The 24,640-nt window shown below is 70.2% G+C and carries 16 protein-coding genes; 8 read left to right on the top strand and 8 right to left on the bottom strand.

Annotation, left to right across the window (positions count from 1 at the left end):
- Nucleotides 1–26: 26 nt before the first annotated feature.
- The 7 genes from RS82_RS05945 to RS82_RS05915 form a co-directional block, all read right to left on the bottom strand.
- Nucleotides 27–1,682, bottom strand: a complete 1,656-nt coding sequence (locus tag RS82_RS05945) for a GMC family oxidoreductase (RefSeq protein WP_045297627.1) — start codon at nucleotides 1,680–1,682, stop codon at nucleotides 27–29.
- Nucleotides 1,679–3,439 carry an aldehyde dehydrogenase family protein gene (locus tag RS82_RS05940; RefSeq protein ID WP_045297626.1) on the bottom strand — a complete coding sequence of 587 codons (1,761 nt, stop codon included), beginning with the start codon at nucleotides 3,437–3,439 and terminating at the stop codon, nucleotides 1,679–1,681. The genes RS82_RS05945 and RS82_RS05940 overlap by 4 nt, the downstream gene beginning before the upstream one ends.
- A 229-nt stretch (nucleotides 3,440–3,668) precedes the next feature.
- A complete protein-coding gene (locus RS82_RS05935) occupies nucleotides 3,669–5,081 on the bottom strand; it encodes an MFS transporter (protein WP_045297624.1) in 1,413 nt (470 codons plus the stop codon).
- 62 nt (nucleotides 5,082–5,143) lie between these two features.
- Nucleotides 5,144–6,409: a kynureninase gene (locus RS82_RS05930; protein WP_045297623.1), complete on the bottom strand. Its 1,266-nt coding sequence runs from the start codon at nucleotides 6,407–6,409 to the stop codon at nucleotides 5,144–5,146.
- Nucleotides 6,396–7,376, bottom strand: a complete 981-nt coding sequence (locus RS82_RS05925; RefSeq protein ID WP_045297621.1) for an amidohydrolase family protein — start codon at nucleotides 7,374–7,376, stop codon at nucleotides 6,396–6,398. Before RS82_RS05925 ends, RS82_RS05930 begins: the two co-directional genes overlap by 14 nt.
- Nucleotides 7,376–8,224 carry a tryptophan 2,3-dioxygenase gene (gene kynA, locus RS82_RS05920; protein WP_045297620.1) on the bottom strand — a complete coding sequence of 283 codons (849 nt, stop codon included), beginning with the start codon at nucleotides 8,222–8,224 and terminating at the stop codon, nucleotides 7,376–7,378. The genes RS82_RS05925 and kynA overlap by 1 nt, the downstream gene beginning before the upstream one ends.
- A gap of 105 nt (nucleotides 8,225–8,329) precedes the next feature.
- On the bottom strand, nucleotides 8,330–8,563 hold the full coding sequence (locus RS82_RS05915) for a glutaredoxin domain-containing protein (protein ID WP_045297699.1): 234 nt from the start codon (nucleotides 8,561–8,563) through the stop codon (nucleotides 8,330–8,332).
- A gap of 165 nt (nucleotides 8,564–8,728) precedes the next feature.
- On the opposite strand from RS82_RS05915, the gene RS82_RS05910 reads away from it, so the two are divergent.
- On the top strand, nucleotides 8,729–9,877 hold the full coding sequence (locus RS82_RS05910; RefSeq protein ID WP_045297619.1) for a glycosyltransferase: 1,149 nt from the start codon (nucleotides 8,729–8,731) through the stop codon (nucleotides 9,875–9,877).
- 29 nt (nucleotides 9,878–9,906) lie between these two features.
- Here the strand turns inward: RS82_RS05910 and RS82_RS05905 are convergent, their stop codons facing one another.
- Entirely contained in the window at nucleotides 9,907–10,503 is a 597-nt protein-coding gene (locus RS82_RS05905; protein WP_045297617.1) for an acyltransferase, read from the bottom strand.
- 327 nt (nucleotides 10,504–10,830) lie between these two features.
- On the opposite strand from RS82_RS05905, the gene RS82_RS05900 reads away from it, so the two are divergent.
- The 7 genes from RS82_RS05900 (at nucleotide 10,831) to RS82_RS05870 (ending at nucleotide 24,640) form a co-directional block, all read left to right on the top strand.
- On the top strand, nucleotides 10,831–17,427 hold the full coding sequence (locus RS82_RS05900) for a DUF4082 domain-containing protein (RefSeq protein ID WP_052676720.1): 6,597 nt from the start codon (nucleotides 10,831–10,833) through the stop codon (nucleotides 17,425–17,427).
- Between the two features lie 70 nt (nucleotides 17,428–17,497).
- Nucleotides 17,498–18,559 (top strand): Gfo/Idh/MocA family protein, encoded by a 1,062-nt coding sequence (locus RS82_RS05895; protein ID WP_045297616.1) that lies wholly within the window; start codon nucleotides 17,498–17,500, stop codon nucleotides 18,557–18,559.
- A complete protein-coding gene (locus RS82_RS05890; protein WP_045297614.1) occupies nucleotides 18,556–19,551 on the top strand; it encodes an NAD-dependent epimerase/dehydratase family protein in 996 nt (331 codons plus the stop codon). Before RS82_RS05895 ends, RS82_RS05890 begins: the two co-directional genes overlap by 4 nt.
- The gene (locus tag RS82_RS05885) at nucleotides 19,548–20,690 is read left to right on the top strand and encodes a DegT/DnrJ/EryC1/StrS family aminotransferase (RefSeq protein ID WP_045297613.1); all 1,143 of its coding nucleotides are present in this window, start codon (nucleotides 19,548–19,550) and stop codon (nucleotides 20,688–20,690) included. The genes RS82_RS05890 and RS82_RS05885 overlap by 4 nt, the downstream gene beginning before the upstream one ends.
- A complete protein-coding gene (locus RS82_RS05880; RefSeq protein WP_045297612.1) occupies nucleotides 20,690–21,316 on the top strand; it encodes a NeuD/PglB/VioB family sugar acetyltransferase in 627 nt (208 codons plus the stop codon). The genes RS82_RS05885 and RS82_RS05880 overlap by 1 nt, the downstream gene beginning before the upstream one ends.
- Nucleotides 21,313–22,431 carry a DegT/DnrJ/EryC1/StrS family aminotransferase gene (locus RS82_RS05875; RefSeq protein ID WP_045297610.1) on the top strand — a complete coding sequence of 373 codons (1,119 nt, stop codon included), beginning with the start codon at nucleotides 21,313–21,315 and terminating at the stop codon, nucleotides 22,429–22,431. The genes RS82_RS05880 and RS82_RS05875 overlap by 4 nt, the downstream gene beginning before the upstream one ends.
- Nucleotides 22,424–24,640, top strand: a complete 2,217-nt coding sequence (locus tag RS82_RS05870) for a glycosyltransferase (RefSeq protein ID WP_052676719.1) — start codon at nucleotides 22,424–22,426, stop codon at nucleotides 24,638–24,640. Before RS82_RS05875 ends, RS82_RS05870 begins: the two co-directional genes overlap by 8 nt.

Here is a 24,640-nt window from a genome sequence, read left to right as displayed (position 1 = left end):
TCACCCACCGGGACCGCCAGGGCCGGTCAGACGCGTCGGCCGAGCACGAGGTCAGCCGCGACCTCGCCGATCACGATCGACGGAGCGTTCGTGTGGCCGCGGATGACCGTGGGCATGACCGAGGCGTCGGCCACGCGGAGGCCGCTCACGCCACGGACGCGGAGCTCGGGGTCGACGACGGATGCGGCATCCGTCCCCATCCGTGCCGTGCCGACGGGGTGATACAGGGTGTGCGAGTAGCGGCGCAGGGACAGCTCGGCGCGATCGGCCGGCGTCATGTTCTCGCCGCCCTCGGGCAGCACCCACCCGCCGGTCGTGATCTTCCGCAGCGCGTCGGTGTCGATCAGGCGCTCGCACTCGGCGAGGCCCGCGCGCAGCGTCGTGGCGTCGATGTCGCCGGCGTCCGACAGGTAGGCGGGGTCGATGAGCGGAGCCTCGGCCGGGTCCGCCGACGCGAGGCGGATCGTGCCGCGGCTGACGGGCCTGAGCAGGATCGCGGCGACCGTCAGCCCGTGCGCCGGCATCGGGACCAGGCCTTCGCCGACGTACGGCCCGGGCACGAAGATGATCTCGATGTCGGGGAGGCTCTCGGGGACGCCGGCCGCATCGGCCACGGGTGTGCGCACGAAACCGTACGCCTCGGCGGCGTTCGAGGTCAGCATCCCCTTGCGGGCCAGGAGGTACTTCACGAGCTCGGCGGGCTTCTCGGCATCGTAGAGCGTTCCGCCGTGGGCCGCGGGGGCGAGCCCGGCGACGAGGTGGTCCTGAAGGTTCGCGCCGACCTCGGGCGCATCGACGACCACGTCGATGCCGTGTGCGGCGAGGTGCTCCGCCGGGCCGATGCCGCTCAGCATCAGCAGCTGGGGGGTGTTGACGGCGCCGCCTGACAGCACGACCTCTCGCCGCGCGCGCACGTGGCGCGTGATCCCGTCGATGTCGGCGTACACGCCGGTCGCACGCGGTTCGCGCGGAGTCCCGGTCCCCGTCGAAGCGGCGAAGGTCACGCGTCGCACGTGCGCCCGCGTCACGACGCGCAGGTTGCGCCGCCTCTTCGCCGGCCGCAGGTACGCGTCGGCGGTCGAGGCGCGGGCGCCGCGGTGCTGACTGACCATCGTCTGCGAGAACCCCTGCCCTGCGGGGAGGTTCGGCGGAGTCACCGGATGCCCCGCCTCCCGCGCCGCTGCCAGGAACACGGCCGTGTGCGGCCGGGGGTCGCGCTGGTGCTCGACCGACTGCGGGCCCTGGGAGCCCTGCGTCAGGTCGACCGGGTCGGCGGTGCGCTCGACGCGCTGGAAGTAGGGGACCAGGGCGTCCCACGACCACGCCGGGCCGGCAGCATCCGCCCACTCGTCGTAGTCGGCGGCGAAGCCCCGGATCCACATCAGGGCATTGAGCGACGACGACCCGCCCAGCGTCTTGCCGCGCGGCCAGTAGACCGTGCGGCCTTCGAGCTGCGGCTGGGGCACCGTGTCGTAGTTCCAGTCGTACTCGCCGCGGAACAGCTTCGAGAACGCAGCGGGCACGTGCAGCTGAGGCGCTCTGTCGGGGGCGCCGGCCTCGAGCAGCAGCACCGAGACGTCGGGGTCCTCGCTCAGCCGGGTTGCGAGCGCCGCACCCGCCGAGCCCGCGCCGACGACGACGTAGTCGGCCTCGAGCCCGTCGTCACCGAAGCCGGCGGTCACGCCTGCATGGCCTTGGTCAGGGTCTTCACCAATCCGGGGAGCTTGCCGTCGACGAGATAGCGCGTGAGGCCGGCGCTGACCTCGGCGCCGGTGCGCGAGCTCACGAACCACGGCGGCGTCGGCAGGATCGTGAACACGCCCTTGCCGGCCGACCGGGGGAAGGGGCGGAACGGGCCGCGCGCGACCGAGCGCTCGACCCGATCCAGCAGCAGCGCGTTGTGCACCACGCCGATGCCGCTCGACACGTCGGCGAGCGTCGCTCCCGGAAAACCGCCCCACGTGAGGCGTGCGGTCAGGAAGTTGAAGGCCGTCCATGTGTTGATCGCGACGTCGCCGTAGCGGAGGTCGGCGATCGCGCGCTCGAACCCTTCGCCGAGCGCCTCCTCGGTGGCGGGGTCGATGATCACGTTCGCGCCGAGGGTGCCGGTGAGGCGGTCGTTCGCGTGCGCCACTGCGCCATCGAGGAACTCCTGGCCGGTGCCGCCGACCTCGACGACCCCGAGGATCGGTGCGAAGTACTCGACCGTCTCGACCTCGTCGTCGCCGTCGCCGGCCGCGACGATCGCGCGCGTGCGGTCGGCGCTCCACACGGCATCGGGATAAGCGGATGCTGCGGCCTCCAGCCGCTCTTCGCTGCGGGGGTACCAGACCGGGCGCTGCGGGGCCGCGGCGTACGCCGCGTGCAGTTCGCGCAGGAAGTCCGCGCGCTGCGGCCAGTCGGAGCTCACGATGACGACCTGCCCTGCGATGCAGTTGTGCCCGGCGTTCACGAGGCGCATGGTCGCGACGTGCTCCGCCTGGTACTTCAGGTCGGCCGCCGACCACCGGCCCGGCACCACGATGATGGGCGAGACGCCGCCGAGCTCGGCGGTGATCGGCACCTGCAGCTTCGGGGTTCCGGACTCGCGTGCGGCATCCGTCCCGGTGCCCCATACGATCGCGTCGAACGTGACCGCCGAGCCGGTGATGTGCACGTGCGCGAAGCGCGGGTGCGAGGTCAGGTAGGCGCCGGTCGCGGCCCCGCCGCGCACGATGCGCACGAAGCCGGGCTCGATCAGCGGGGCGAGCGCGCGCTCGAACACCGGCACGAGTGCGTCCTGCGTCGGGTTGACCTTGAGCAGCGCCACGCGATTGTGCGCGAAGAGCTCGTACAGCACGTCGGCGACCGGGATGGAGGTCACGTTGCCCGCGCCGAGCACGAGGCCGACACCGCCGGAGGAGGTCGGGCTGAGCTGGGCGAGGCCGGCCGCGCGGGTCGCCTCGATCGCGGAGACGCCCGGCTCGAACCACACTTCGCCGGTGAAGCCCGACAGCAGGAACTTCTCGGTGCCGTTCAGCGGGAACGTGTGCGCGCGCAGACGACCGCCGGGAGCCTCGTCGAGCGTGACGCCGTCGAGTGGACTGCGGCCCTTCGCGAGCGCCTCGAGCGTCTCGCGGAGGGCGTCGAGCAGTCCGATGACGGCGTAGGGCCCGCCGAGCCACTCTTCCCCCGACAGCGGATGCCCTGGCGTCAGGCCCTTCGACACCGTCGCGGCGTCGGCCCACTCCTGTGCGACGACGCCGACGGCATCGCGGACGCGGCCGAGCAGGCGGGCCCGCTGGTCGAGGGTCAGCGCGACCCACACCTTGGCGCCCGCTTCGAGCCGATCGATGTCGGCATCGAGCGCCGCCCGCTCGTCCGCCGGCACGTCGGACTTCGGCGCGTTCCCCGGCGCCTTGCGCGGCTTCGCCGGCGTCGCGGACGAGGTGGGGGACATGTGTTCTCCTTCGAACTCGCGCGCGACTCCCGCTCGTGAGTCCGTCACCGGGCATCCTACGTCACGGCGCCAGACACTCGGTGTCAGCAGGTGTGCGACCCGATCCCACGTCGTCGTGCACAGAATCGGCGGTGCGGCCCGACACGCCGGGAGGCGGCATCCGTTCGTCCGCGTGTCGGCGAAGATCTCCGATTCTGTGCCGGCGGACGGATGCTGCGGCGCCCGGCCGTCAGCCGTGATCGATGTCGGCGCGGCGCAGCGGGTAGCGGGCGAGGGTGAGAAGGCTCAGCGCGATCAGCACGGCCGGCGCGAGGCTGAAGCTCACGACGATGCCCGTGATCGCTGCATCCGGCTGCTCCACCACCTGCGTGCCCGTCGACGAGACGTATCCCGTCACGGCCAGGATCACCGCCAGCGTCGTCGCGCCGAGCGCGAAGCCCACCGTCTCGCCGGCGGTCCACACGCCGCTGAACGACCCTGCGCGACCGGGTCCGTGCGTGCGCTCGTCGTGCGAGATGACGTCGGGGAGCATCGCCATCGGCAGCGACTGCATGCCCGCGTACGCGATGCCGGCGACGCCGACCGGCGCGTAGATCCAGTCGCCCGGCGCCCACAGCATGCCGACGATCGACAGGGCCGCGATCGCGAACACGACGCTCGCGATCGTGAACGTCCGTTCCTTGCCGATGCGGCGCGCGACCACTCCCCACGCGGGGGCGGCGAGCAGGGCCGGCGCGATGAGCGCGACGAACAGCAGCTCGACCGCGGCCTGAGAGTGCAGCACCCACGTCGCCACGTACTGCGCACCGGCGAGCATGAGCCCGGTGGCCAGCGCCTGCAGCACGAACGTCGACAGCAGCAGCCGGAACGGCCTGCTGCGCGTGAGGGCACCGATCCCCGAGGCGAAGTGCTCCCGGATCCCCGCCGAAGGCTCCGCGCTCGCCGAAGCTGCAGGTGCAGCAGCGGCCCCGGAGGCGTCGACCCGGCGCCTGGCGACACCGGTGGCCACCAGCATCCCGATCCCGATCACCACGCCGCAGACCACGCCCATCACCAGGTACTGGACGAACGGGTCTTCCGACACACGACGCAGCGCCGGGCCCCCGGCGCCGAAGAGCAGGATCGCGAGCGTCAGCACGACGACGCGCCACGTCAGCAGGCGCGTGCGCTCGTCGTAGCGCGGCGTGAGCTCGGCGGGAAGCGCGATGTACGGCACCTGGAAGAGGCTGAACGCCGTCGCCGTGAGCGTGAACGCGAGCAGCACCCAGATGCCGGCCACCACGGGACCGAGCGACGGCGGCACCGCGAACGTCAGCGCGAACAGCACCGGCAGTGCGAGCGCGCCGATGAGCATCAGGCGTCGCCGGCTGCCGTGGCGGGCGAGGTCGCGGTCGGTGAGCGCCCCGATGACCGGGTCGATCACGACGTCCCACACCTTCGCGACCGTGATCACGGCGCCGGCCGCGAGCGCCGCGACGCCGAGCGAGTCGGTGAGGTAGTAGGTCAGCACCAGGCCGGGCAGGGTCGCGAACCCGCCCGTGCCCAGCGACCCGGTCGCATAGCGCGCGATCGTGCCCCGGCTGAGACGTGCGGAGGAGATGGATGCCGGAACCCCAGTCGCCGGCGGAGCCTCATTGCTCATCGCGCCAGTGTAGGTCAGCAGTGTCGCTTGCTCGGCTCGGCCTGTGGACGCCGATCCCGCCGTCAGGACTCCGCGCGGACCGCGGCCTCGACCGCCCGAAGCCCGGCGATGGTCTCGGTGAAAGACGTGGACAGCGGGGAGAGGCCGATGCGGAGGCCGTCGGGATCGCGGTAGTCGGGGATGACGTCCTGGGTCCACAGGCGGCCGGTGACCGCGCGCATCGACGGGTGCGAGAGCGTCACGTGTCCGCCGCGCTCAGCGGGATCCCGCGGCGACGCCACCGTGACCCCGAGCGGGGCGAGCAGCTCGTCGGCCACCCGCACGGCGAACTGCGTGAGCGCGATGGACTTCGCGCGCACGGCCTCGATCCCGACCTCCTCGAGCAGGTCGAGGGTGTCCTGCATCGCGAGCATGCCGACGATGGGCGGCGTGCCCGACAGGAAGCGCCGCATGCCGCCGGCCGGGCGGTACTCCGGGCCCATCGCGAAGACGTCGGCCGCGCCCATCCACCCCTGGATGGGCTGGGCGAGCCGATCCTGCAGCCGCGAGGCGACGTAGGCGAACGCCGGCGAACCAGGACCGCCGCCCAGGTACTTGTACGTGCAGCCCACCGCGAGGTCGAATCCCCACGCGTCGGCCTCGACCGGCACCGAGCCCGCCGAGTGGCAGAGGTCCCACACGATGAGCGCGCCGGCGGCGTGCGCGATGCGGGTGAGGGTCGCGGCATCCGTCAGATATCCCGAGCGGTACGCGACGTGCGACAGCAGCACGACCGCCGTCTCGGAGCCGACCGCCGCGGCAAGCGCCTCGGCGGACACGCCGCGGGCGAGATCCACGTCGATCCAGCGCACGCGTCCGCCGCGCTCCGCGGCGATGCCCTCGACGAGGTAGCGGTCGGTGGGGAAGTTGTCGCGATCGACGACGATCTCCACGCGCGCCGGATCCGCGGCGAGGGCCGCGTCGAACGCGGCCCGCACCAGCTTGTAGAGGAGGACGGTCGTCGAGTCGCCGATCACCGTCTGGCCCGCCGCGGCGCCGATCGCGGCGCGCCCCACGGCGTCGCCGATGTCGAACGGCAGCTGCATCCACGACTCGTCCCAGCCGCGGATGAGGCGCCCTCCCCACTCGTCGCGCGCGAACGCGGCGAGCCGATCGACGCTCGCCCGCAGCGGACGACCGAGCGAGTTCCCGTCGAAGTACACGAGCGATGTCTCGGCTCCGACGAACGCGTCGCGGTGCGCGCGCAGCGGGTCTGCGGCGTCGAGAACGGATGCCTCGTCCTCGAGCCGCTCGGCCACCCGCGCCTGCGCCGGGTCAGTGGTCGTCATGGATGAGCTCCTCGGTGGGGACGACGGTCGCTCCCCGCAGCCACTCGGCGACCTCGTCGAGTCCAGTGGGCGGGGGGCCGGGGACGAAGGTGCAGACGCCCGAGGGCGGATCGGCCAGGGGCCAGGGGTCGGCCAGCGTGGAGATGAGCGCTGCACCGCGGATGCCCGCGCGGTCGAGCGCCGCGACCTCTTCGGGGTTGACGCCCACCGGCTGCTCGCCGTTGCCGAGATCCGTGCCGTAGAGCACGCGCCCGCCCGCGGCGGCGAAGCCCGCGAGGTTCACCCGCGCGTACTCGGCGGACTCGGCGTCTGCGCGGTGGATCGCGAGCGTCGAGATCCACACCTGACCGGCGGCGACCGCGTGGGCGGTGAAGGTGCGTCCGACGAACTCGGTGAACGGCGTGTGGGCGAAGCCGTCGACGCCCGCGTCGAGTGCGAGCTGCGGCATCCCGTCGCCCTCCGCATGCGCGACGACGGGCAGCCCGCGCTCGCGCGCGACCTCGACGATCGCGGCCAGCGCCTGCGCGTCGAGCACGGGACCCGCCGCGCTGTTGAGCGCGGCTTTGATGACGGATGCCCCGAACGACGCCTGCTCGTCGACCGCGGTCCCCGCGCCGCCGGCGACGCCGGGGTGGGTCGACGCGTCCGCGATCTCGCGGGCGATCTCCGCGGGTGCCCAGGACCGGCCGAGCGGGTATCCCCCCACCGCAGTGAGGAACGCGCCGGCATATGCCACGCGCGGAATGCTGTGGTTCCCGCGCCGTGCCAGCGCCACCGGGTCGCCGCCGAGATCGACGACTCCCGCGATGCCGCCCGCGGCCAGACCGCTCTCATCGATGAGATGCAGGTGCACGTGGTGATCGGTGAACGGGGGAAGCGAGACACCGTGCTCGCCGGTGATGGCCCGGTGGCAGAGCGCCGCATCGGCACCGAGGAGTTCGCGCAGTGCGTCGGGATCGTGCGACATCACAGCTCCGTCCGCACGGCGTACAGCTCGGGGAAGAAGGTGAGATCGAGGGCCCGCTGCAGGAACGGCACGCCGCTCGATCCGCCGGTGCCCGTCTTGAAGCCGATGATGCGCTCGACCGTCTTGAGATGACGGAAGCGCCACAGCTGGAAGTTGTCCTCGAGGTCGACGAGCTCCTCGCACGTCTCGTAGGCCGCCCAGTGGGCCTCGGGGTCGCGATAGATCTCGGTGAACACCGGCACGAGCTCCGCCGTGTAGGTCCACGCCTTCGTGACATCGCGCCCGAGCACCTCGGCGGGGATCGGGTAGCCCGAGCGGGCGAGCAGCCCGAGGAACTCGTCGTAGAGGCTCGGCGCCTCGAGTGCGGCGCCGACGAGCGCGTGGGCGGCGGGGTCGGAGGCGAACACCCGCAGCATCGCGGCGTTCTTGTTGCCGAGCGTGAACTCGACGGCGCGGTACTGCGCCGACTGGAAGCCGCTCGCGTTGCCCAGCACGCCGCGGAACTGCCCGTACTCGGCGGGTGTCAGCGTCGCGAGCACCGACCACTGCTCGGTGAGGGTCTTCTGGATGTGCTTGACGCGCGCGATGCCCTTGAGCGCGGGTGCGAGCTGGTCCTCGCGCAGCAGCCGGCACGCGGCGCCGAGCTCGTGCAGCACGAGCTTCAGCCACAGCTCCGTGGTCTGGTGCTGCACGATGAACAGCAGCTCGTCGTGGTGCTCGGGGTTGCTGAGCGGGCGCTGGGCCGACAGCAGGGTGGCGAGATCGAGGTAGCCGCCGTAACTCATGCGGTCTTCGAAGTCGGTGACGACGGATCCCTCGATCGCCCGGGTATTGCGTTCGACGCTCACGGCCTCAGCCTAATGAGGAGGGATGCCGCGGCGTCAGGGTGTCGAGATGCCGGATCGCCGACCCCCCGACAATCCCCTCACCCGGGGCAAGACAGGTGGGCGGCCTCAGATGAGGGAGAGCTCGCGCAGCTTCGACTCGACGTCGGCGTTCGACGGCTCGACGTGGTGCGAGGCATCCGGGTACACGACGACCGGGATGTTGGTGCGGCCCGAGATGTCGCGGGCGACGTCCGCCGCGGCGGGGTCGGCGACGAGGTCGACGTACGTGTACGAGATGCCGAGCTCGTCGAGCTGCTTCTTGGTGCGGATGCAGTCGCGGCACCAGTCGGCGCCGAACATCGTGATGGTCGAGGAGGAGTCGGGCGTGTAGGTCACCCTTCCATTCTCCGGGATGGATCCTGGGCGCGGGCCGGGTGAGGCATCCGGTGTGCCGGCCGTGCGTCTCCCATGCGTCTGCTGAACCCTGAGTGGACCATTCACCGACGCGTGGGAGGATAGCCCGCGATGCTGTTGTCCATCGTGGTTCCGACGTACAACGAGGCTCCGAACATCGCGGAGCTCGTCCGGCGTATCACCGCCGCGGTGCAGAACCGGCTCGATGCCGAGATCGTCTTCGTCGACGACAGCACGGATGCCACTCCCGACGTGATCCGCGAAGTCGCAGCATCCGCTTCCCTGCCGGTCCGGCTGATCCACCGGGACCGACCCGTCGGCGGCCTCGGGGGAGCGGTCATGGAAGGCTTCGCCGCTGCCGAGGCGGACGCCTGCCTCGTCATGGACGCCGATCTGCAGCATCCGCCCGAAGAGATCCCGGAGCTCTGGCACCGCTACTCGCGCGGCGACGTGGACGTCGTGATCGCCTCGCGCTACGCCGGCGGAGGCACCGCGGGCGGACTCGCCGACCGCACCCGGGTGACGGTGTCGAAGGCGTCGACCGCCGTGACGCGAGCGATGTTCCCCATCCGGCTGAAGGACGTCTCCGACCCGATGACGGGGTTCTTCCTCATCGACCGCCGCGCCATCGAGCCGGAGCAGCTCCGCCCCCGGGGGTTCAAGATCCTGCTCGAGATCCTCGCGCGCCGCCCGATGCGCATCGCGGAGGTCCCGTTCGACTTCGCCGACCGCCATGCGGGTGAGTCGAAGGCGTCGATGCGGCAGGGCCTGCACTTCCTCACGCAGCTGACCGCGCTGCGCTTCGGCAAGATGTCGCTGTTCGCCGTGATCGGCGGGCTCGGCGCCATCGCGAACGTCGGGATCGTCTGGGCGCTCACCCACTGGGGCGTCGACTACATCGTCGCCGCGATCATCGCCGCCGAGGTGACCATCATCGGCAACTTCCTGCTGCAGGAGCGCTTCGTCTTCCAGGACATGCGCGAGAGCGCCTCCGGAGTGTGGCTGCGCTTCGCGAAGTCGTTCACCTTCAACAACGCCGAGGCCGTCATCCGGATCCCGATCGTCGCGATGATGGTCTCGACCGGGCACATCTCAGCGGTCGTGGCGACGGCGATCACCCTCGTTGTCGCGTTCTTCGTGCGCTTCCTCTTCCACTCGCTGGTCGTCTACGCGCCCCGCAAGGCCGGCGCCGAGGTCAGCCCCGCCCGCCGCTTCGTCGAGGACCTCGACCGCGAGGCCATGCAGCCCGGCGAGCTCTAGAGGACGGATGCCTCGGCCCGAGGCATCCGTCAGTCCACAGGACGGAGTCGCTCGCCCTCCTGGATGTAGCGGTCACCCGACTCGGGGCAGACCCACGCGCCACCCTCCTGGACGAGTGGCTTGCCGACCTTGCCGACCCACCCGATGCGTCGCGCAGGAACACCCACGACCAGCGCGTAGGCGGGCACGTCCTTGGTGACGACCGCCCCGGCCGCGACGAGGGCCCACTCTCCGATCGTCACCGGAGCGATGCACACTGCGCGCGCCCCGATGGAGGCGCCGTCGCCGATCGTGACGCCGACCGCATGCCAGTCGTCCGCGCTCTTGAGGGAGAGGTCGGGGTTCGCCGCCCGCGGGAACTCGTCGTTCGTGAGCACGGCGGCCGGCCCGATGAACACTCCGTCGCCCAGACGCGCGGGCTCGTACACGAGCGCGTAGTTCTGCAGCTTGCAGCTGTCGCCCATGATGACGTCGGGGCCCACGTACGCTCCCCTGCCGATGTTGCAGTCGGTGCCGAGCCGCGCACCTTCGCGTACCTGCGCCAGATGCCAGACGCGCGTACGGGCGCCGAGCTCGGCACTGTCGGCGACATCGGCGGATGCTTGGATCACGGGTGCGTCTGACATGTCTTCTGGTTCCTCGCGTCGCGGGGCCGGGGTCTGCTTCGAAAGATGTATCAGTCGAGGGCCCGGGCTCTCCCTCAAGAGTGGGTAAAGGTACGCCATGCTCCCCCTCCACGGAGGGGCGGCATGAGGATATACTGCCCGCGGGGAGACCCGAATCGTTGCGCCATGGGGATTTGACGGCGCGCGATCCGGAGCTCGCGCTGCGACGGGGGTCGCAGCGTCGGATGACCGCGACGTCGGCGGGGACTGGGGATCATGACGAACTTTGCAATGGGGACGGTCGGAGTTCGTCGGCGGTGGCCCCGTGGTGCCCGGATCAGCACGTTCGTGGCCGTGGTCGCGCTCATCGCAGCGGCGTTCGTCGCCTTCGCGCCGACGCCCGCAGCGCAGGCCGCGGGCAGCCCCTGCGGGGCGACGATCAACCCCATCGTCTGCGAGAACCAGAAGCCGGGCACGGACCCGGACGTGTGGGACGTCTCCGGCGCCGGCGACTCGAGCATCCAGGGCTTCGCGACCGACATCTCCGTCAACGCAGGCTCGAAGATCGACTTCAAGATCGATACGGATGCCTCGGCCTACACGATCGACATCTATCGCACTGGGTGGTACCAGGGGCTCGGAGCGCGGTTCATCACCTCGGTCCCCGTCACCGCGCCGCTGCCGCAGCACCAGCCCCAGTGCATCTCGGAGGCCAGCACCGGGCTGTACGACTGTGGCACCTGGGGCGTCTCGGCATCATGGGATGTGCCCACGAGCGCGGTCTCGGGCGTCTACATCGCCAAGCTGACGCGCTCCAACGGCGATGCGAGCCACATCACATTCATCGTGCGCAAGGACGGCAACACCTCGGACGTGTTCTTCCAGACCTCCGACACGACGTGGCACGCGTACAACACCTACGGCGGCGCGAACTTCTACCAGGGAGGTGCCAACAACCGCGCGTACAAGCTGAGCTACAACCGCCCCTTCGCGACGCGCGACTCCACAGATCTCAACTCGCCGTCGGGTGACACTCAACGCGACTTCTATTTCGACTCCGAATACCCCACCGTCCGCTTCCTTGAGCGCAACGGCTACGACGTCAGCTACACCACCGACATCGACACGGACCGCCGAGGCTCCGAGCTGCTCAACCATAAGGTCTTCCTGTCCGTCGGTCACGACGAGTACTGGTCCGGCGCTCAGCGCGCCAACATGGAGGCGGCGCGGGACGCCGGCGTGAACTTCCAGTTCCTGACAGGCAACGAAGGCTACTGGCGTGTGCGCTGGGAGTCGTCGGTCGACGGCTCCCACACGCCCTACCGCACGCTGGTCACGTACAAGGAGACCTGGGCGTACGGGAAGATCGACCCCGACGAGCAGTGGACCGGAACCTCGCGCGACCCCCGATACGCCACGTCCGCGCAGGGAGCGCACAACCCGGAGAACGCGCTCACCGGCACGATGTACATGGTCAACGACATCGACCTGCCCATGAAGGTCACTTCGGAGGAGGGCAAGCTCCGGGTCTGGCGCAACGCCGGTCTGTCGAACATCGCATCGGGGACCAGCGTCAGCCTGGGCGACGGGATCCTCGGCTACGAGACGAACGAGGACGTCGACAACGGATTCCGCCCGGCGGGCCTGATCCGCATGTCGACCACCGTCGCGCCGACGACGCAGTACCTGCGCGACTACGGGAACGTCGTGGCCGCGGGAACCACGCAGCACCACATCACCCTGTACCGTGCGCCCAGCGGTGCGCTTGTCTTCTCGGCGGGTACGATCCGCTGGGGCTGGGGCCTGGACGACGTGCACGACGGACGCCAGGGCACTTCCGATTCGCGCATTCAGCAGGCGACCGTGAACCTCCTGGCCGACATGGGCGCCCAGCCCTCGACGCTGATGTCGGGACTGTTCGCGGCCACCAAGAGCACGGACACCACGGCGCCGACCACCACGATCACTTCGCCGGCGGCCGGCCAGGCGATCCCGAACGGCACCGCCGTCACCGTGACGGGCACGGCCTCGGACGTCGGCGGCCGCGTCGCCGGCGTCGAGGTCTCCACCGACGGGGGCACGACGTGGCGCCGAGCCGAAGGCACCACCTCTTGGACCTTCACCTACGTGCAGCAGGGCGACGGCGCCCAGACGATCACGGCCCGCGCGATCGACGACAGCGCCAACTACTCGTCGACCGGCGTGAGCCGCGCCATCACCGTCGGCGGTCCCTACTCGGCGCTGGGCAACGCCACTCCGGCCAACCCGTCCACCGATGACAGCCAGGCGGTAGAGCTCGGGCTGCGCTTCTCGACCGAGTTGGACGGATATGCCAGTGGCGTGCGCTTCTACAAGGGAGCCGGCAACCTCGGCCAGCACGTCGGGTCGCTTTGGGACGAGGCGGGCGTACGCCTGGCCACGGTGACCTTCGCGACCGAGTCGGCCACCGGCTGGCAGACCGCTCGGTTCTCCTCACCCGTGCCGATCATCGCGGGCCAGACATACACGGTGTCGTATACGGCGCCCCAGGGCGGCTACGCCTACCAGGAACGCTACTGGCCGTACAATGCGCGGCCCTCGTCGCCGGTGAAGGTGACGTCGGCCACCGGCGCGAACACCGCCGGCGTGTACGGCGTGGCCGGGCAGTTCCCGACCTCGACCTGGTCCGACGCGAACTACTTCGTGGACGTGGAGTTCACCAAGTCCGACACGTCGCCCCTGCGGATCCAGCTGCGCACGCCCGGCGCGGGGGCCGCCAGCGTCGCGTTGGACGCCCCGGTCACGGCGACCCTGACGAGGCCGGCGACGCCAGAGTCCGTCGGTCTGACGATCAAGGATCCCTCCGGCGCCACCGTGCCGGGGACGGTCACCTACGACTCGGCCACTCGCGTGATCCGGTTCGTTCCCACGGGGACGTACGCGCCGAGCACGGCGTACACGGTGACGCCGGTCGCGCAGGACGCCGCGGGAGTGGGCCTGGCGCCCGATTCCGGCTGGACGTTCACGACGCGTGCAGACGGCCAGTCCGATGGGCAGTGCCCGTGCAGCCTCTTCGACGAGAGCCGCGTGCCGGCGATCCAGAGCGACTCCGACACGTCGTCGGTCACGCTCGGTGTCGGGTTCACCGTCGCCATCCCTGGCAAGATCAGTGCGCTGAAGTTCTTCAAGGGACCTGGCAACATGGGCGCTCACGTCGGCACGCTCTGGGACGATTCCGGCACTGCGCTGGCGACCGTGGACTTCACCAACGAGTCGGCCTCCGGGTGGCAGAAGGCCAACCTATCGACTCCGGTGACGGTACAGCCCGGCGTGCGATACGTAGTGTCCTACCGCGCCTCGCAGGGCGGGTATTCGGCCACCCCGGCGACGTTCGCGCAGGAGTACACCCGCGGACCCCTCACCGTCGCCGCCGCCGGATCGGTCTTCACCTACTCCAACGGGTTCCCGACGCAGAGCTCGACCACCGACTACGGCGTGGACGTGGTCTTCCAGCCGCTCGGCGACAGCCCCGTCCTGACGAGCTCGTCGCCCGCCGCCGGCGCGACCGCCGTCGCGGCGAATGCGCCGATCTCTGCGACGTTCAGCGGCGCGCTGCGCGGCGGATACACCGGCACGGTCAAGGCGAACGGCAGCCCGGTGGCTGGATCGTGGTCGCTTTCGGGCGACAAGAAGACGCTGAGCTTCACGCCCTCGGCACCGTACTCCTCGTGGGCGCAGGTCTCGGTCGCCATCACCGGCATCGTCTCTGAGTCCGGCGTGGCCGGCGCTGATGTCGGCTGGTCGTTCACGGCCGTCGGCTCGGCGACGATCTTCTCGCTCCTGGGCGCAGCGACTCCGGCGCAGACCGAGGCGTCGGACACGGCATCGGTCGAGCTCGGGATGTCGTTCACCACGGCGTCGGACGGCAATGCCACCGCGATCCGGTTCTACAAGTCGACCTCGAACACCGGAACCCACGTGGGATCGATCTGGAATGCGGCGGGCGAGCGCCTGGCGCAGGCCACCTTCGTGTCGGAGACCGCCAGCGGCTGGCAGCGCGTGGTGCTCCAGCAGCCGGTCGCCCTCACCGCCGGACAGGTGTACACGGTGTCCTACCTCGCTCCCCGCGGCGGCTACTCATACACGGGTGGATACTTCGCGGCGCCAGTGTCGTCGGGTCCGCTCACCGCTGTCAGTCCCGCCAACGGCGTCTTCCGCTATGGCGATGGCGCGGCGATGCCGACCTCGACCTGGAACTCGACCAACTACTTCGTGGATCTCGAGTTCGTCCCCGACTCGCAGGGAGAGACCCCGCTCGCCGTGGAGTCGACCTCGCCGGCCGACGCCGCGACGGCGGTGGCCATCGACGCGCCGATCGCCGCGACGCTCAACCGCGATGCGGCCGGCCAGTCCGTCGGGATCACGGTCGTGGCCGGCGGCGCCGAGACCGAGGGCGAGGCCACCTACAATGCGGTGACCCGCACCGTGTCGTTCCAGCCGGACAGTGCGCTCGCGTATGCAACCTCGTACACCGCCACGGTGACCCTCGGGGGGCTGGGCCTGCACTCCTGGACGTTCGAGTCGGTCGGGCCGCCGGCATCCGGCGAGGTCCAGACGCTGTTCGGCGATGCGTCGCCCACCGTCGCGTCCGTGGCCGAGACCGACCCGGTGGAGCTCGGCACCGCGTTCACGGTGGCCAAGGCGGGCAACGTGACGGCGTTGCGCTATTACAAGGGCGAGGGGTCCACTGGCACGCATCGGGGAACCCTGTGGACCTCGACCGGCCAGGAGCTCGCGCACGTAACGTTCGAGAACGAATCGGCCTCGGGATGGCAGCGGGCCGTGCTCAGCACACCGACCCTCGTGAAGCCCGGCGTCACCTATGTCGTGTCGTACTTCGCGCCGAACGGCGGCTACGGGTACACCAGCGGGTACTTCTCGCAGGCACGTGTCTCGGGCGACATCACGGGGCCGTCCACCGACAACGGGCGTTTCTTCTACGGGGCGAACGGCGGCTTCCCCACCTCGAGCTGGGGTGGGTCGGCCTACTTCGCCGATGTGGAGATCGACTTTGGGCCGCCGCCGACCGTCGTGCCGCCCTCAGCACCGGCCCTGTCGTCGCGGACTCCGAGCGCCGATGCGACGGGGGTCTCGACGACGACGGTGATCAATGCGACCGTCGCGCATGCGACGTCGGCGACGATGGCGGTGTCGACAGGCGGCACCGCCGTCGCGGGCGCGAGCACCTTCGACGCCGCCACGGGCGTGGTGAGCTTCGTGCCGACGGAGGCTCTGGCGCGGGGCAAGACCTACTTGGTCTCGGTCAGCGTGGGTCAGCAGCCGGTCGCGGACGGCACCTGGTCGTTCTCGACGCTTGCGGCGCCGTCGATCAGCAACCGCACGCCCGCCCAGTCGGCCACCAACGTCGATCCCGCGACGGCGACGCTGTCGGCCACGCTCGTCAACGCGACCGCCGCGTCGATGACCTTGAGCAGCGGCGGCGCAGCGGTCCCCGGATCGTCCGGCTTCGACCCGTCCACGGGCACCGTCACGTTCGTCCCGGCGGCCTCGTTGCAGTGGGGCAAGACGTACGAGCTCTCGGTGACGGCGGACGGCGCGGCCGTGACGGGCGGGGTGTGGTCGTTCTCCACCCTCCCGGTGGCGACGCTGACCGCGACGACACCCGCCGCAGGAGCCAGCACGGTCGATCCTGCCACTGCCCAGGTCACCGCCACCCTGACCGGCGCGGTGAACGCGACCCTCTCGCTCAATGCCGGCGCCAACGCGGTGGCCGGAACCTCAAGCTTCAACGCCTCGACGGGCGTCGTCACCTTCACTCCGACTGCACCACTGGACCGGGCGAAGACCTACACCGCGACCGTGTCGGCGAACGGCACGGCCGTGGCCTCGGGCACGTGGTCGTTCACCACCATCGCCAACCCGGCGATCACCGCCAGGACGCCCGGGTCGTCGGCGACCGGGGTGCTCGTCAACGCGCCCATCACGGCGACGATCTCGAACGCGTCGTCCGCGGCGATCAGCGTCGCGACCGGCGGCGCCGCGGTCGCCGGCGCGTCCAGCTTCAACGTGTCGACGGGGGTGGTCACCTTCACACCGGCGGCGGCGCTGGGCTTCTCGCGGACCTACTCGGTCACGGCAACCGCGAACGGAGCGGCGCTGGCCGGCGGCACTTGGTCGTTCACCACGATCGCCCAGGCGACCCGGACGTCGAGCTCGCCGGCGTCGGGCGCGACGAACGTGAACCCGTCGGCGCTCACCATCACGGCGACTCTGTCGAGCGGCGCGCAGGCCGGGGCGATCACGCTGGCGCAGGGAGCGACGAACATCGCCGGCACGTCGACGTACAACGCGACGACGCGCGTAGCGAGCTTCGTGCCGGCGGCTGCCCTCGACTGGACCAAGACCTACACCGCGACGGTGACCGCCAACGGTGGTGCGGTGACCGGCGGAACGTGGTCGTTCACCACGATGGCCAAGCCGGACCAGGTGAGCCTGTTCGCGACCGGAACTCCCACGAACTCCAACGCGAGTGCGGTGCTGGCCTACCAGGTGGGCACGAGATTCCGCACGAGTGCTCCCGGTGTGGTCACAACGATCAAGTACTACAAGGGCACCCTCAACACGGGCACCCACACGGGCTACCTGCGCAGCGCGACCGGCACGGTCCTCGCCCAGGTCACGTTCCAGAACGAGACATCGTCCGGATGGCAGAGCGCGTTGCTCTCGTCGCCGGTGAGACTGACCGTCGGCACGGAGTACCGGGTGACGCTCTATAGCTCCTCCGGACGGTATGCCGTGACCGACGGTGCACTGGCCTCTTCCGTAACAGTGGCCCCCTTGTCTACAGTCGCCAATGGGGGCGTGGCCGGATTCGGGACATCCAATCCGACCAACATCAGCAGCAACAAGTACTGGGTAGACGTCATCTTCGATCCCGACAACTAGTCGACGGGGTTCTGCAGCAGTGATCACTCCGGTTTGGGGACTGGAGAGAAGGAAATGGGGGTAATCCGACGTGTCTTCACGACTGAGCGTCGCCGTCATCGGTGCGGGGTATTGGGGGCCGAATCTGGCCCGCAACTTCCGTGCGTCGGCGGACTGGAACCTGGCTGCGATCTGCGATCTGGACCTCGAACGCGCCCAGCGCGTGGCCGACAGCGTCGGCGGGGTCCCCATCACACCGAGCCTCGATGACGTGCTCGCCGACCCGGCGATCGATGCCATCGCCATCGCCACGCCCGCGCGCACGCACCATCCGATCGCGCTGGCCGCGCTGGATGCCGGGAAGCACGTCATGGTCGAGAAGCCCCTGGCCGACACCCGCGAGCGCGGCGTCGAGATGGTCGAGCGCGCCGGTGAGAACGGTCTGGTCCTCATGGCGGACCACACCTACTGCTACACGCCTGCGGTCCTAAAGATCCGAGAGCTCATCGAGGACGGGGCGCTCGGCGAGATCCTCTTCGTCGACAGCGTGCGCATCAACCTCGGCCTGATCCAGCCCGACGTCGACGTGTTCTGGGACCTCGCCCCTCACGACCTGTCGATCATGGACTTCATCCTCCCCGGCGGTCTCGACGTCACTTCGGTGTCGGCGCACGGCTCGGACCCGCTGCGCACGGGCAAGGCGTGCATCGGCTACCTCGCGATGCCCCTGACCAGTGGCGGGATCGCTCACGTCCATGTCAACTGGCTGAGCCCCACCAAGATCCGGCAGATGGTGATCGGCGGCACCAGGCGCACGCTCGTATGGGACGACCTCAATCCGCAGCAGCGGGTGAGCGTCTACGACCGTGGCGTCGACCTGGCCCTGCAGTCCAAGGCGACGGCCGACACGCGTGCGGCGAACATCTCGTATCGACTCGGCGACACGTGGGCGCCCGCGCTGCCCGAGCGCGAGGCGCTTGCGAACGTCGCGGGCGAGTTCGCCGCGGCGATCCGCGATGCCCGCCCGGCCCGCACGAGCGGCGAGTCCGGCCTGCGCGTGCTCTCGGTGCTCGAAGCGGCCTCCACCAGCCTGGGCGCAGACGGTGCGCCCCATCACGTCGCATCTCACATCAAGGAAGTGCAGGAAGCATGACCACTCTCGAAGGCACCCGCGTCCTCGTCACCGGCGGCGCCGGGACGATCGGCTCGACACTCGTCGACCAGCTCCTCGACGCCGGCGTCGCCCACGTCGACGTTCTCGACAACCTCGTGCGCGGTCGCCGGGCGAACCTCGACGCCGCGCTGGCGACCGGGAAGGTTGAGCTCGTCGACGGCGACATCCGCGACGCGAAGCTCATCGACGACCTCACCGCCGGCAAGGACGTCGTCTTCCACCAGGCGGCGATCCGCATCACCCAGTGCGCGGAAGAGCCGCGGCTCGCACTCGAGGTGCTCGTCGACGGCACGTTCAACGTTGTGGAATCCGCCGCGAAGCACCGTGTGAAGAAGCTGATCGCCGCATCCAGCGCGTCCGTCTACGGCATGGCGGAGGAGTTCCCCACGACCGAGCGCCACCACCACGAGAACAACGACACCCTGTACGGGGCGGCCAAGACGTTCAACGAGGGCCTGATCCGCAGCTTCCGTGCCATGCAGGGGCTCGACTACGTGCTGCTGCGCTATTTCAACGTGTACGGCCCGCGAATGGATGTCCACGGTCTGTACACCGAGGTGCTCGTGCGGTGGATGGAGCGCATCGCCGACGGCAAGCCGCCGCTCATCTTCGGCGACGGCCAGCAGACGATGGACTTCGTGTGCGTGCCCGATATCGCGCGCGCCAACCTGCTCGCCGCGCAGAGCGACGTGGTCGAAGGCACCTACAACATCGCCAGCGGCGCCGAGACCAGCCTGCTCGAGCTCGCCGAGGCGCTGCTGCGCGTGATGGGCTCGGACCTGGGTGTCGAGCACGGCCCGGAGCGTGCCGTGAACGGCGTCGCGCGGCGCCTCGCCGACACGTCGGCCGCGCGGCGCGACCTCGGATTCGAGGCGACCATCGGCATCGACGAGGGCCTGCGCCAGCTCGTCGACTGGTGGCAGCCGCTGCGCGAGGAGATCGCGGCGGGTCGGGCGGTCCCCGTCTCATGAGCGACCGCATCAACGTGATGGTGCCCTGGCTCGGCCAGGAGGAGGCGGATGCCGTCGCCGCGGCGATCGCCAGCGGATGGGTCGCACAGGGCCCACGGGTGGCGCGCTTCGAGGAGGAGTTCGCGGACGCGATGCAGGCCCGCTTCGCCGTTGCGACCAGCAGCTGCACGACGGCGCTGCATCTCGCGCTCATCGTCGCGGGCGTGGGCCCGGGCGACGACGTGGTGGTGCCGTCGTTCTCGTTCATCGCCACCACGAACGCGGTCACCTACGTCGGGGCGAACCCCGTGTTCGCGGAGGTCGACGCCGTCACGGGCAACGTGACCGGTCACACGGTCGCGGAGGCCCTGACTCCTCAGACGCGCGCGGTGATCGCCGTCGATCAGGGTGGCGTTCCGGTCGACATCGACGACATCCGGGCCTTCACCGATCAGCTGAACATCGTCGTCATCGAGGATGCCGCGTGCGGCGCGGGCTCGACGTACAAGGGCCGTCCCGTCGGGGCCGGCGCCGAGATCGCCGCGTGGTCCTTCCACCCCCGCAAGCTCCTCACGACAGGCGAGGGCGGGATGATCACGACGTCGAATCCCGACTGGGCTGACAGGGCACGGCACCTCCGCGAGCACGCGATGAGCGTCTCGGCGGCGGACCGCCACGCGTCGCTGCTGCCGCCCGCCGAGGAGTACACCGAGGTCGGCTTCAACTTCCGCATGACCGATCTTCAGGCCGCGGTCGGGCTCGTGCAGCTCGGGCGACTGCCCGAGATCGTCGCGCGGCGCCGCGAGATCGCCGAGCGGTACCAGGGGGCGATCGAGGAGATCGTCGGGCTGCGGGCAGTCACCGATCCCGAATACGGCACGGGCAACTTCCAGTCGTTCTGGGTCGAGGTCGGCGATGAGTACCCGACCGATCGCGACGGTCTTCTCGAGGCTCTTGCGAACGCCGACATCTCGGCGCGCCGGGGAATCATGGCAGCGCATCGGCAGCCCCCGTACCGTGATCTCACCCCCGAAGGGGGCCTGCCGGTCACCGAGAGACTCAACGAGAAGACGCTCATCCTTCCGGTCTTCCACCAGCTGACGCAGGAGGACCAGGATCGCGTGATCGCCGTCCTGCGCGCGCCGATCGGAGCGGCGTAGTGGCGGCAGGACTTCTGCTCGTGGGGGCGAGCGGGCTGGCGCGCGAGGTGCTGGCAGCGGGGATCACGGGTGTCGTCGGCATCCTCGACGACAATGTCGAGCTGCATGAGACGGAGATCGACGGCGTTCCCGTCGTCGGCTCCGTCGCCGACGCCGTCGCACGCGCCGAGTCGCTTCTCGTCTGCGTCGGCCCGAGCCAGAGCCGCCGCAACGTCGTGCGCCGTTTTCGCAAGTTCGGCGTCGACGAGGAGCGGTACGCGACCTTCGTCGCCCGCTCCGCGCGCATCGGTAGATCGAGCGACATCGCGGCCGGCAGCATTGTGCTGGACAGCGTGGTGGTGACCGCGGATGCCGTGATCGGCCACCACGTTGTGGTCATGCCGAACTGCACGATCACTCACGATGACACCCTCGAGGACTTCGCGACGCTCGCCGCGGGGGTCTCGCTCGGGGGAGCCGTCCGGGTGGGGGAAGCCGCCTACGTGGGCATGAATGCGTCCGTACGGCAGGGGCTGACGATAGGCTCCGAGTCCACGGTGGGGATGGGGGCCGTCGTGCTGCAGGACGTCCCCACGGAGGCGACGTGGGCCGGTGTGCCCGCCCGCGAGATCGGAGCACGCGCGTGAGCACCAATGTCCCCTTCCTCGATCTCACCGCCCAGCAGGCGGAGATCGCCGAGGAGGTCTTCCCGATCTGGCGCGAGCAGCTGACGTCGGCGTCCTTCATCGGCGGCCCCCAGGTCGAGACGTTCGAATACGAATACGCCGCATACATCGGCGTCGAGCACGTGGTGGGCGTATCCAACGGCACGGATGCGCTCGAGCTCGCCTACCGGGCGATCGGAGTCGAGCCGGGCGACGAAATCATCATGCCTGCGAACACCTTCATCGCCACCGCAGAGGCCGCCTCGCGCATCGGGGCGGTGCCCGTCTTCGTGGACGTCGACGACGAGTACCTGCTCATCGACCCGGACGCGATCGAAGCGGCTATCACCCCCCGTACCAAGGCGATCGCGCCCGTGCATCTGTTCGGTCAGACGGCGCCGCTGGAGCTCGTCACCCCTATCGCCCGGAAGCACGACCTGGAGGTCGTCGAGGACGCCGCACAGTCCCAGGGTGCGTCGGGTCCCGCCGGGCGTGCCGGCGCCTTGGGCAGGGTCGCCGCGACGAGCTTCTACCCCGGCAAGAACCTCGGTGCGGCGGGCGACGCGGGTGCGGTCATGACCGATGATGCAGGCGTCGCTGCGCTCATCCGCAACCTGGCCGCCCACGGCAGCTCGGTCAAGTACGTGCACGACCACATCGGCATGAACGCGCGGCTCGACGCCGTGCAGGCCACGGTGCTGCGGGCGAAGCTCCGCCGGCTCGACGGCTGGAACTCCGCGCGACGCGCGGCCGCCGCCCGATACGGTGACCTACTCGCGCAGGTCGACGGCGTGCGGCTGCCCGCGACGCGTCCGGGCAACGAGGACGTCTGGCATCTCTACGTCGTCCGCGTCGACGACCGGGACCGCGTGGCGGCCGAACTCGGTGCCGCCGGCATCGGCGTCGGCATCCACTACCCCACTGCGGTGCATCTCACCGAGGCCTACGAGGGGCTCGGATATCGCCGCGGGCAGTTCCCGGTCGCCGAGCGCGCTGCCGACACGATCCTGTCGCTGCCGATTTTCCCTCACATCGTGCCCGACCAGCAGGTGCGGGTCGTTCACGAGCTGTCAACCGCCACGCGGGGCCATGGCTGACCTCGCGGCAGCATTCTCTGCGGACGCGGCCGCACGGCCGCGTCTGGCGTTCTTCCGCCTGAACGACACGGATCTGCCAGAGTTCATCCGCGGTCATTTCGATGATCACGTCAGGTGCCTCGAGCAGTTCTTCAACGTCACGGTCATCGCCGAGAACTGCGACTACGACGAGGTTGTCGACCGCGTCCGACCCGACGTGGCCCTGTTCGAGTCCGGAGTGTATGCTCGGCCGGACCGCTCGATCACTCGCACCGACACGCATCCGCAGATCCCGAAGATCGGTCTCCTCGACGCGGACGCCTACTGCCTCACGCGTTCGGTCTTCCTCTCCGACATGGACGACTGGGGGGTGGAGACCTTCTTCACGATCGCGGCCTCGGCGACCGGCTACACCCCCGATATCGCCGACCGCACCTACGTGTGGCCGAACTTCGCCGACCGGGCGGTGTTCCATTCCTACCCGGAGGGCAAGTCCCAGACGATTCTTCTCAGCGGCAGCCGGGCGACGAACTATCCGTGGCGGGTCAGGGTCGATCGCCTGCTCTCCGAGCGTTTCCCTGTGCGCGCCTTGCCGCATGCGGGATGGTTCGGACGCGATGCCTCGATCGGGATGCCCAGCGGTGAGGCGTATGCGCGATCGTTGAGCTCGGCCCTGATCGTCCCCACCTGCGGGACGATCGCCAACGAGTTGGTGCGCAAGCACTTCGAGATCCCGGCCGCGGGAGCGATCCTGCTGACCGAGCGGACCGAGGCGGTCGAGGCGGCGGGGTTCGTCGACATGGAGAACTGCATCTTCGCCGACACCGCGGATGTCGTCGAGAAGGTCGAACAGGTGCTCGGCGACGAGACGCTCCGGGAGCGGATCGCGCGGTCGGGCCAGGAGCTTGCCCACGCGCGGCACTCGATCGAGAATCGCTCCCAGATCCGGGACTGGTACGACCTGAGCCGGCGGGCCGGTGCGGGGCAGCGTGTCGTTCAGCCCGGTCTCTTCGGCCCGCTCGCACTCGAACACCCGTACCCTGCGCCGGCTGCGAGTGCGGTGAGCCCGATCGCTCCGGCGGGCGTGGATCGCATCCTCGTCGCCTCTGGACGGGAGCGGCTGCGATCGGGGCGCCCCGAGCTCGCCCTGGATGAGTTCGCGAAGGTCCTCAACATGCATTTCGAGCCCGAGGCGGCGTACGGCATCGCGCGCAGCTGGCTCCAGCTCGGTGAGCCGTCCCGCGCACGGCGGATCCTGGAGTACTCGACCGGCGTCGTCGTTCGTGCACATGGCGCGTCCCAGCCCGACCCTGTGGAGTGGGCAGGGCTACTGCGGGCGGTGCTCTGTGAAGGCAAGCCGGGCGAGGCTGTCGAACTGTCCGAGCGTTATCCCGGCCTCCGTCATCCAGAGCTCGACCGCACGCGGTGGGTGCTGTCGCACCTGACCGACCTGCCTGTGGGGTTCGCCCATCGCGCCCGCCGGCGGTCGGTCCACGGCGCATCCGCGCAGCGTTGGGAACTATGGCGGGCGGAGTTCCGCGGTGAGCTCGAGGCCGCGGGCCGACCCGAGCTCGCGGCGCGCGTGGCGCACGTGGCCGAGCCCAGCGCCGTCGACCTCGCACGCGGGCCGGCCCGCCGCCGACCGCCGCGTGTGTCGGTCATCGCCCGACGGGGAGTGCGAGCTGGCCGACGCGTCACGGGCCGTGCGGTTCGCGAATGGTCCCGCCTGCGGGGCGTGAGCCGAGAGCCGGACCGCACCGCGATCTCGACGCTCCTGGCCGGGCTGCCCGTCGATGTCGTCATCGCTCTGCTCGTCGAGGACGCGATCGCCGCGCGTGCGGAGTCGGCCGTCGTGAACGACGGCACGGACGTCGCGTTCGTGCGTGTCGGCCGCGCGGCCTCCCCCGATGCTTCGGCTGCCGAGGTTCCTCACGGCCTCCGGTACGCGACGAACGAGCGGGTGCTAGCCGGCGTGCTGGGCTCGGGGCGAGCCGTCGTCGTAACCGGGGCGGTCGGCGCCGCCCATCTCGCGCCGCCCCAGCTCGACGACACCGTCCTGCTGGTGATCGTCGGCGAGCAGGTCGAGACCTCGATCGAACCGCGCATAGAAGAGGCTGGGCGGTGGCATCGCGCCGCTGCGGAGGTAGAGGACCGGCTCACGCGTCTATGGGACGGCAGGACGGTGCGCGTGTGGGTGCACGGCGCCCTCGACGGCGTCGGCAGTTCGTGA

It is taken from the genome of Microbacterium trichothecenolyticum (assembly GCF_000956465.1).
GTDB classification, from domain to species: domain Bacteria; phylum Actinomycetota; class Actinomycetes; order Actinomycetales; family Microbacteriaceae; genus Microbacterium; species Microbacterium trichothecenolyticum.
Note: the sequence above shows the minus strand (reverse complement) of the source record. Positions and strands in the feature narration are given on the sequence as shown.

Excerpts from the sequence above, each read along its gene's own strand:
- RS82_RS05930 (WP_045297623.1), bottom strand. The coding sequence starts at position 6,409 with ATGACGACCACTGACCCGGCGCAGGCGCGGGTGGCCGAGCGGCTCGAG.
- RS82_RS05935 (WP_045297624.1), bottom strand. The coding sequence starts at position 5,081 with ATGAGCAATGAGGCTCCGCCGGCGACTGGGGTTCCGGCATCCATCTCC.
- RS82_RS05915 (WP_045297699.1), bottom strand. The coding sequence starts at position 8,563 with ATGTTCGGCGCCGACTGGTGCCGCGACTGCATCCGCACCAAGAAGCAG.
- RS82_RS05940 (WP_045297626.1), bottom strand. The coding sequence starts at position 3,439 with ATGTCCCCCACCTCGTCCGCGACGCCGGCGAAGCCGCGCAAGGCGCCG.
- RS82_RS05905 (WP_045297617.1), bottom strand. The coding sequence starts at position 10,503 with ATGTCAGACGCACCCGTGATCCAAGCATCCGCCGATGTCGCCGACAGT.
- RS82_RS05870 (WP_052676719.1), top strand. The coding sequence starts at position 22,424 with ATGGCTGACCTCGCGGCAGCATTCTCTGCGGACGCGGCCGCACGGCCG.
- RS82_RS05925 (WP_045297621.1), bottom strand. The coding sequence starts at position 7,376 with ATGTCGCACGATCCCGACGCACTGCGCGAACTCCTCGGTGCCGATGCG.
- RS82_RS05910 (WP_045297619.1), top strand. The coding sequence starts at position 8,729 with ATGCTGTTGTCCATCGTGGTTCCGACGTACAACGAGGCTCCGAACATC.
- RS82_RS05885 (WP_045297613.1), top strand. The coding sequence starts at position 19,548 with ATGAGCGACCGCATCAACGTGATGGTGCCCTGGCTCGGCCAGGAGGAG.
- RS82_RS05890 (WP_045297614.1), top strand. The coding sequence starts at position 18,556 with ATGACCACTCTCGAAGGCACCCGCGTCCTCGTCACCGGCGGCGCCGGG.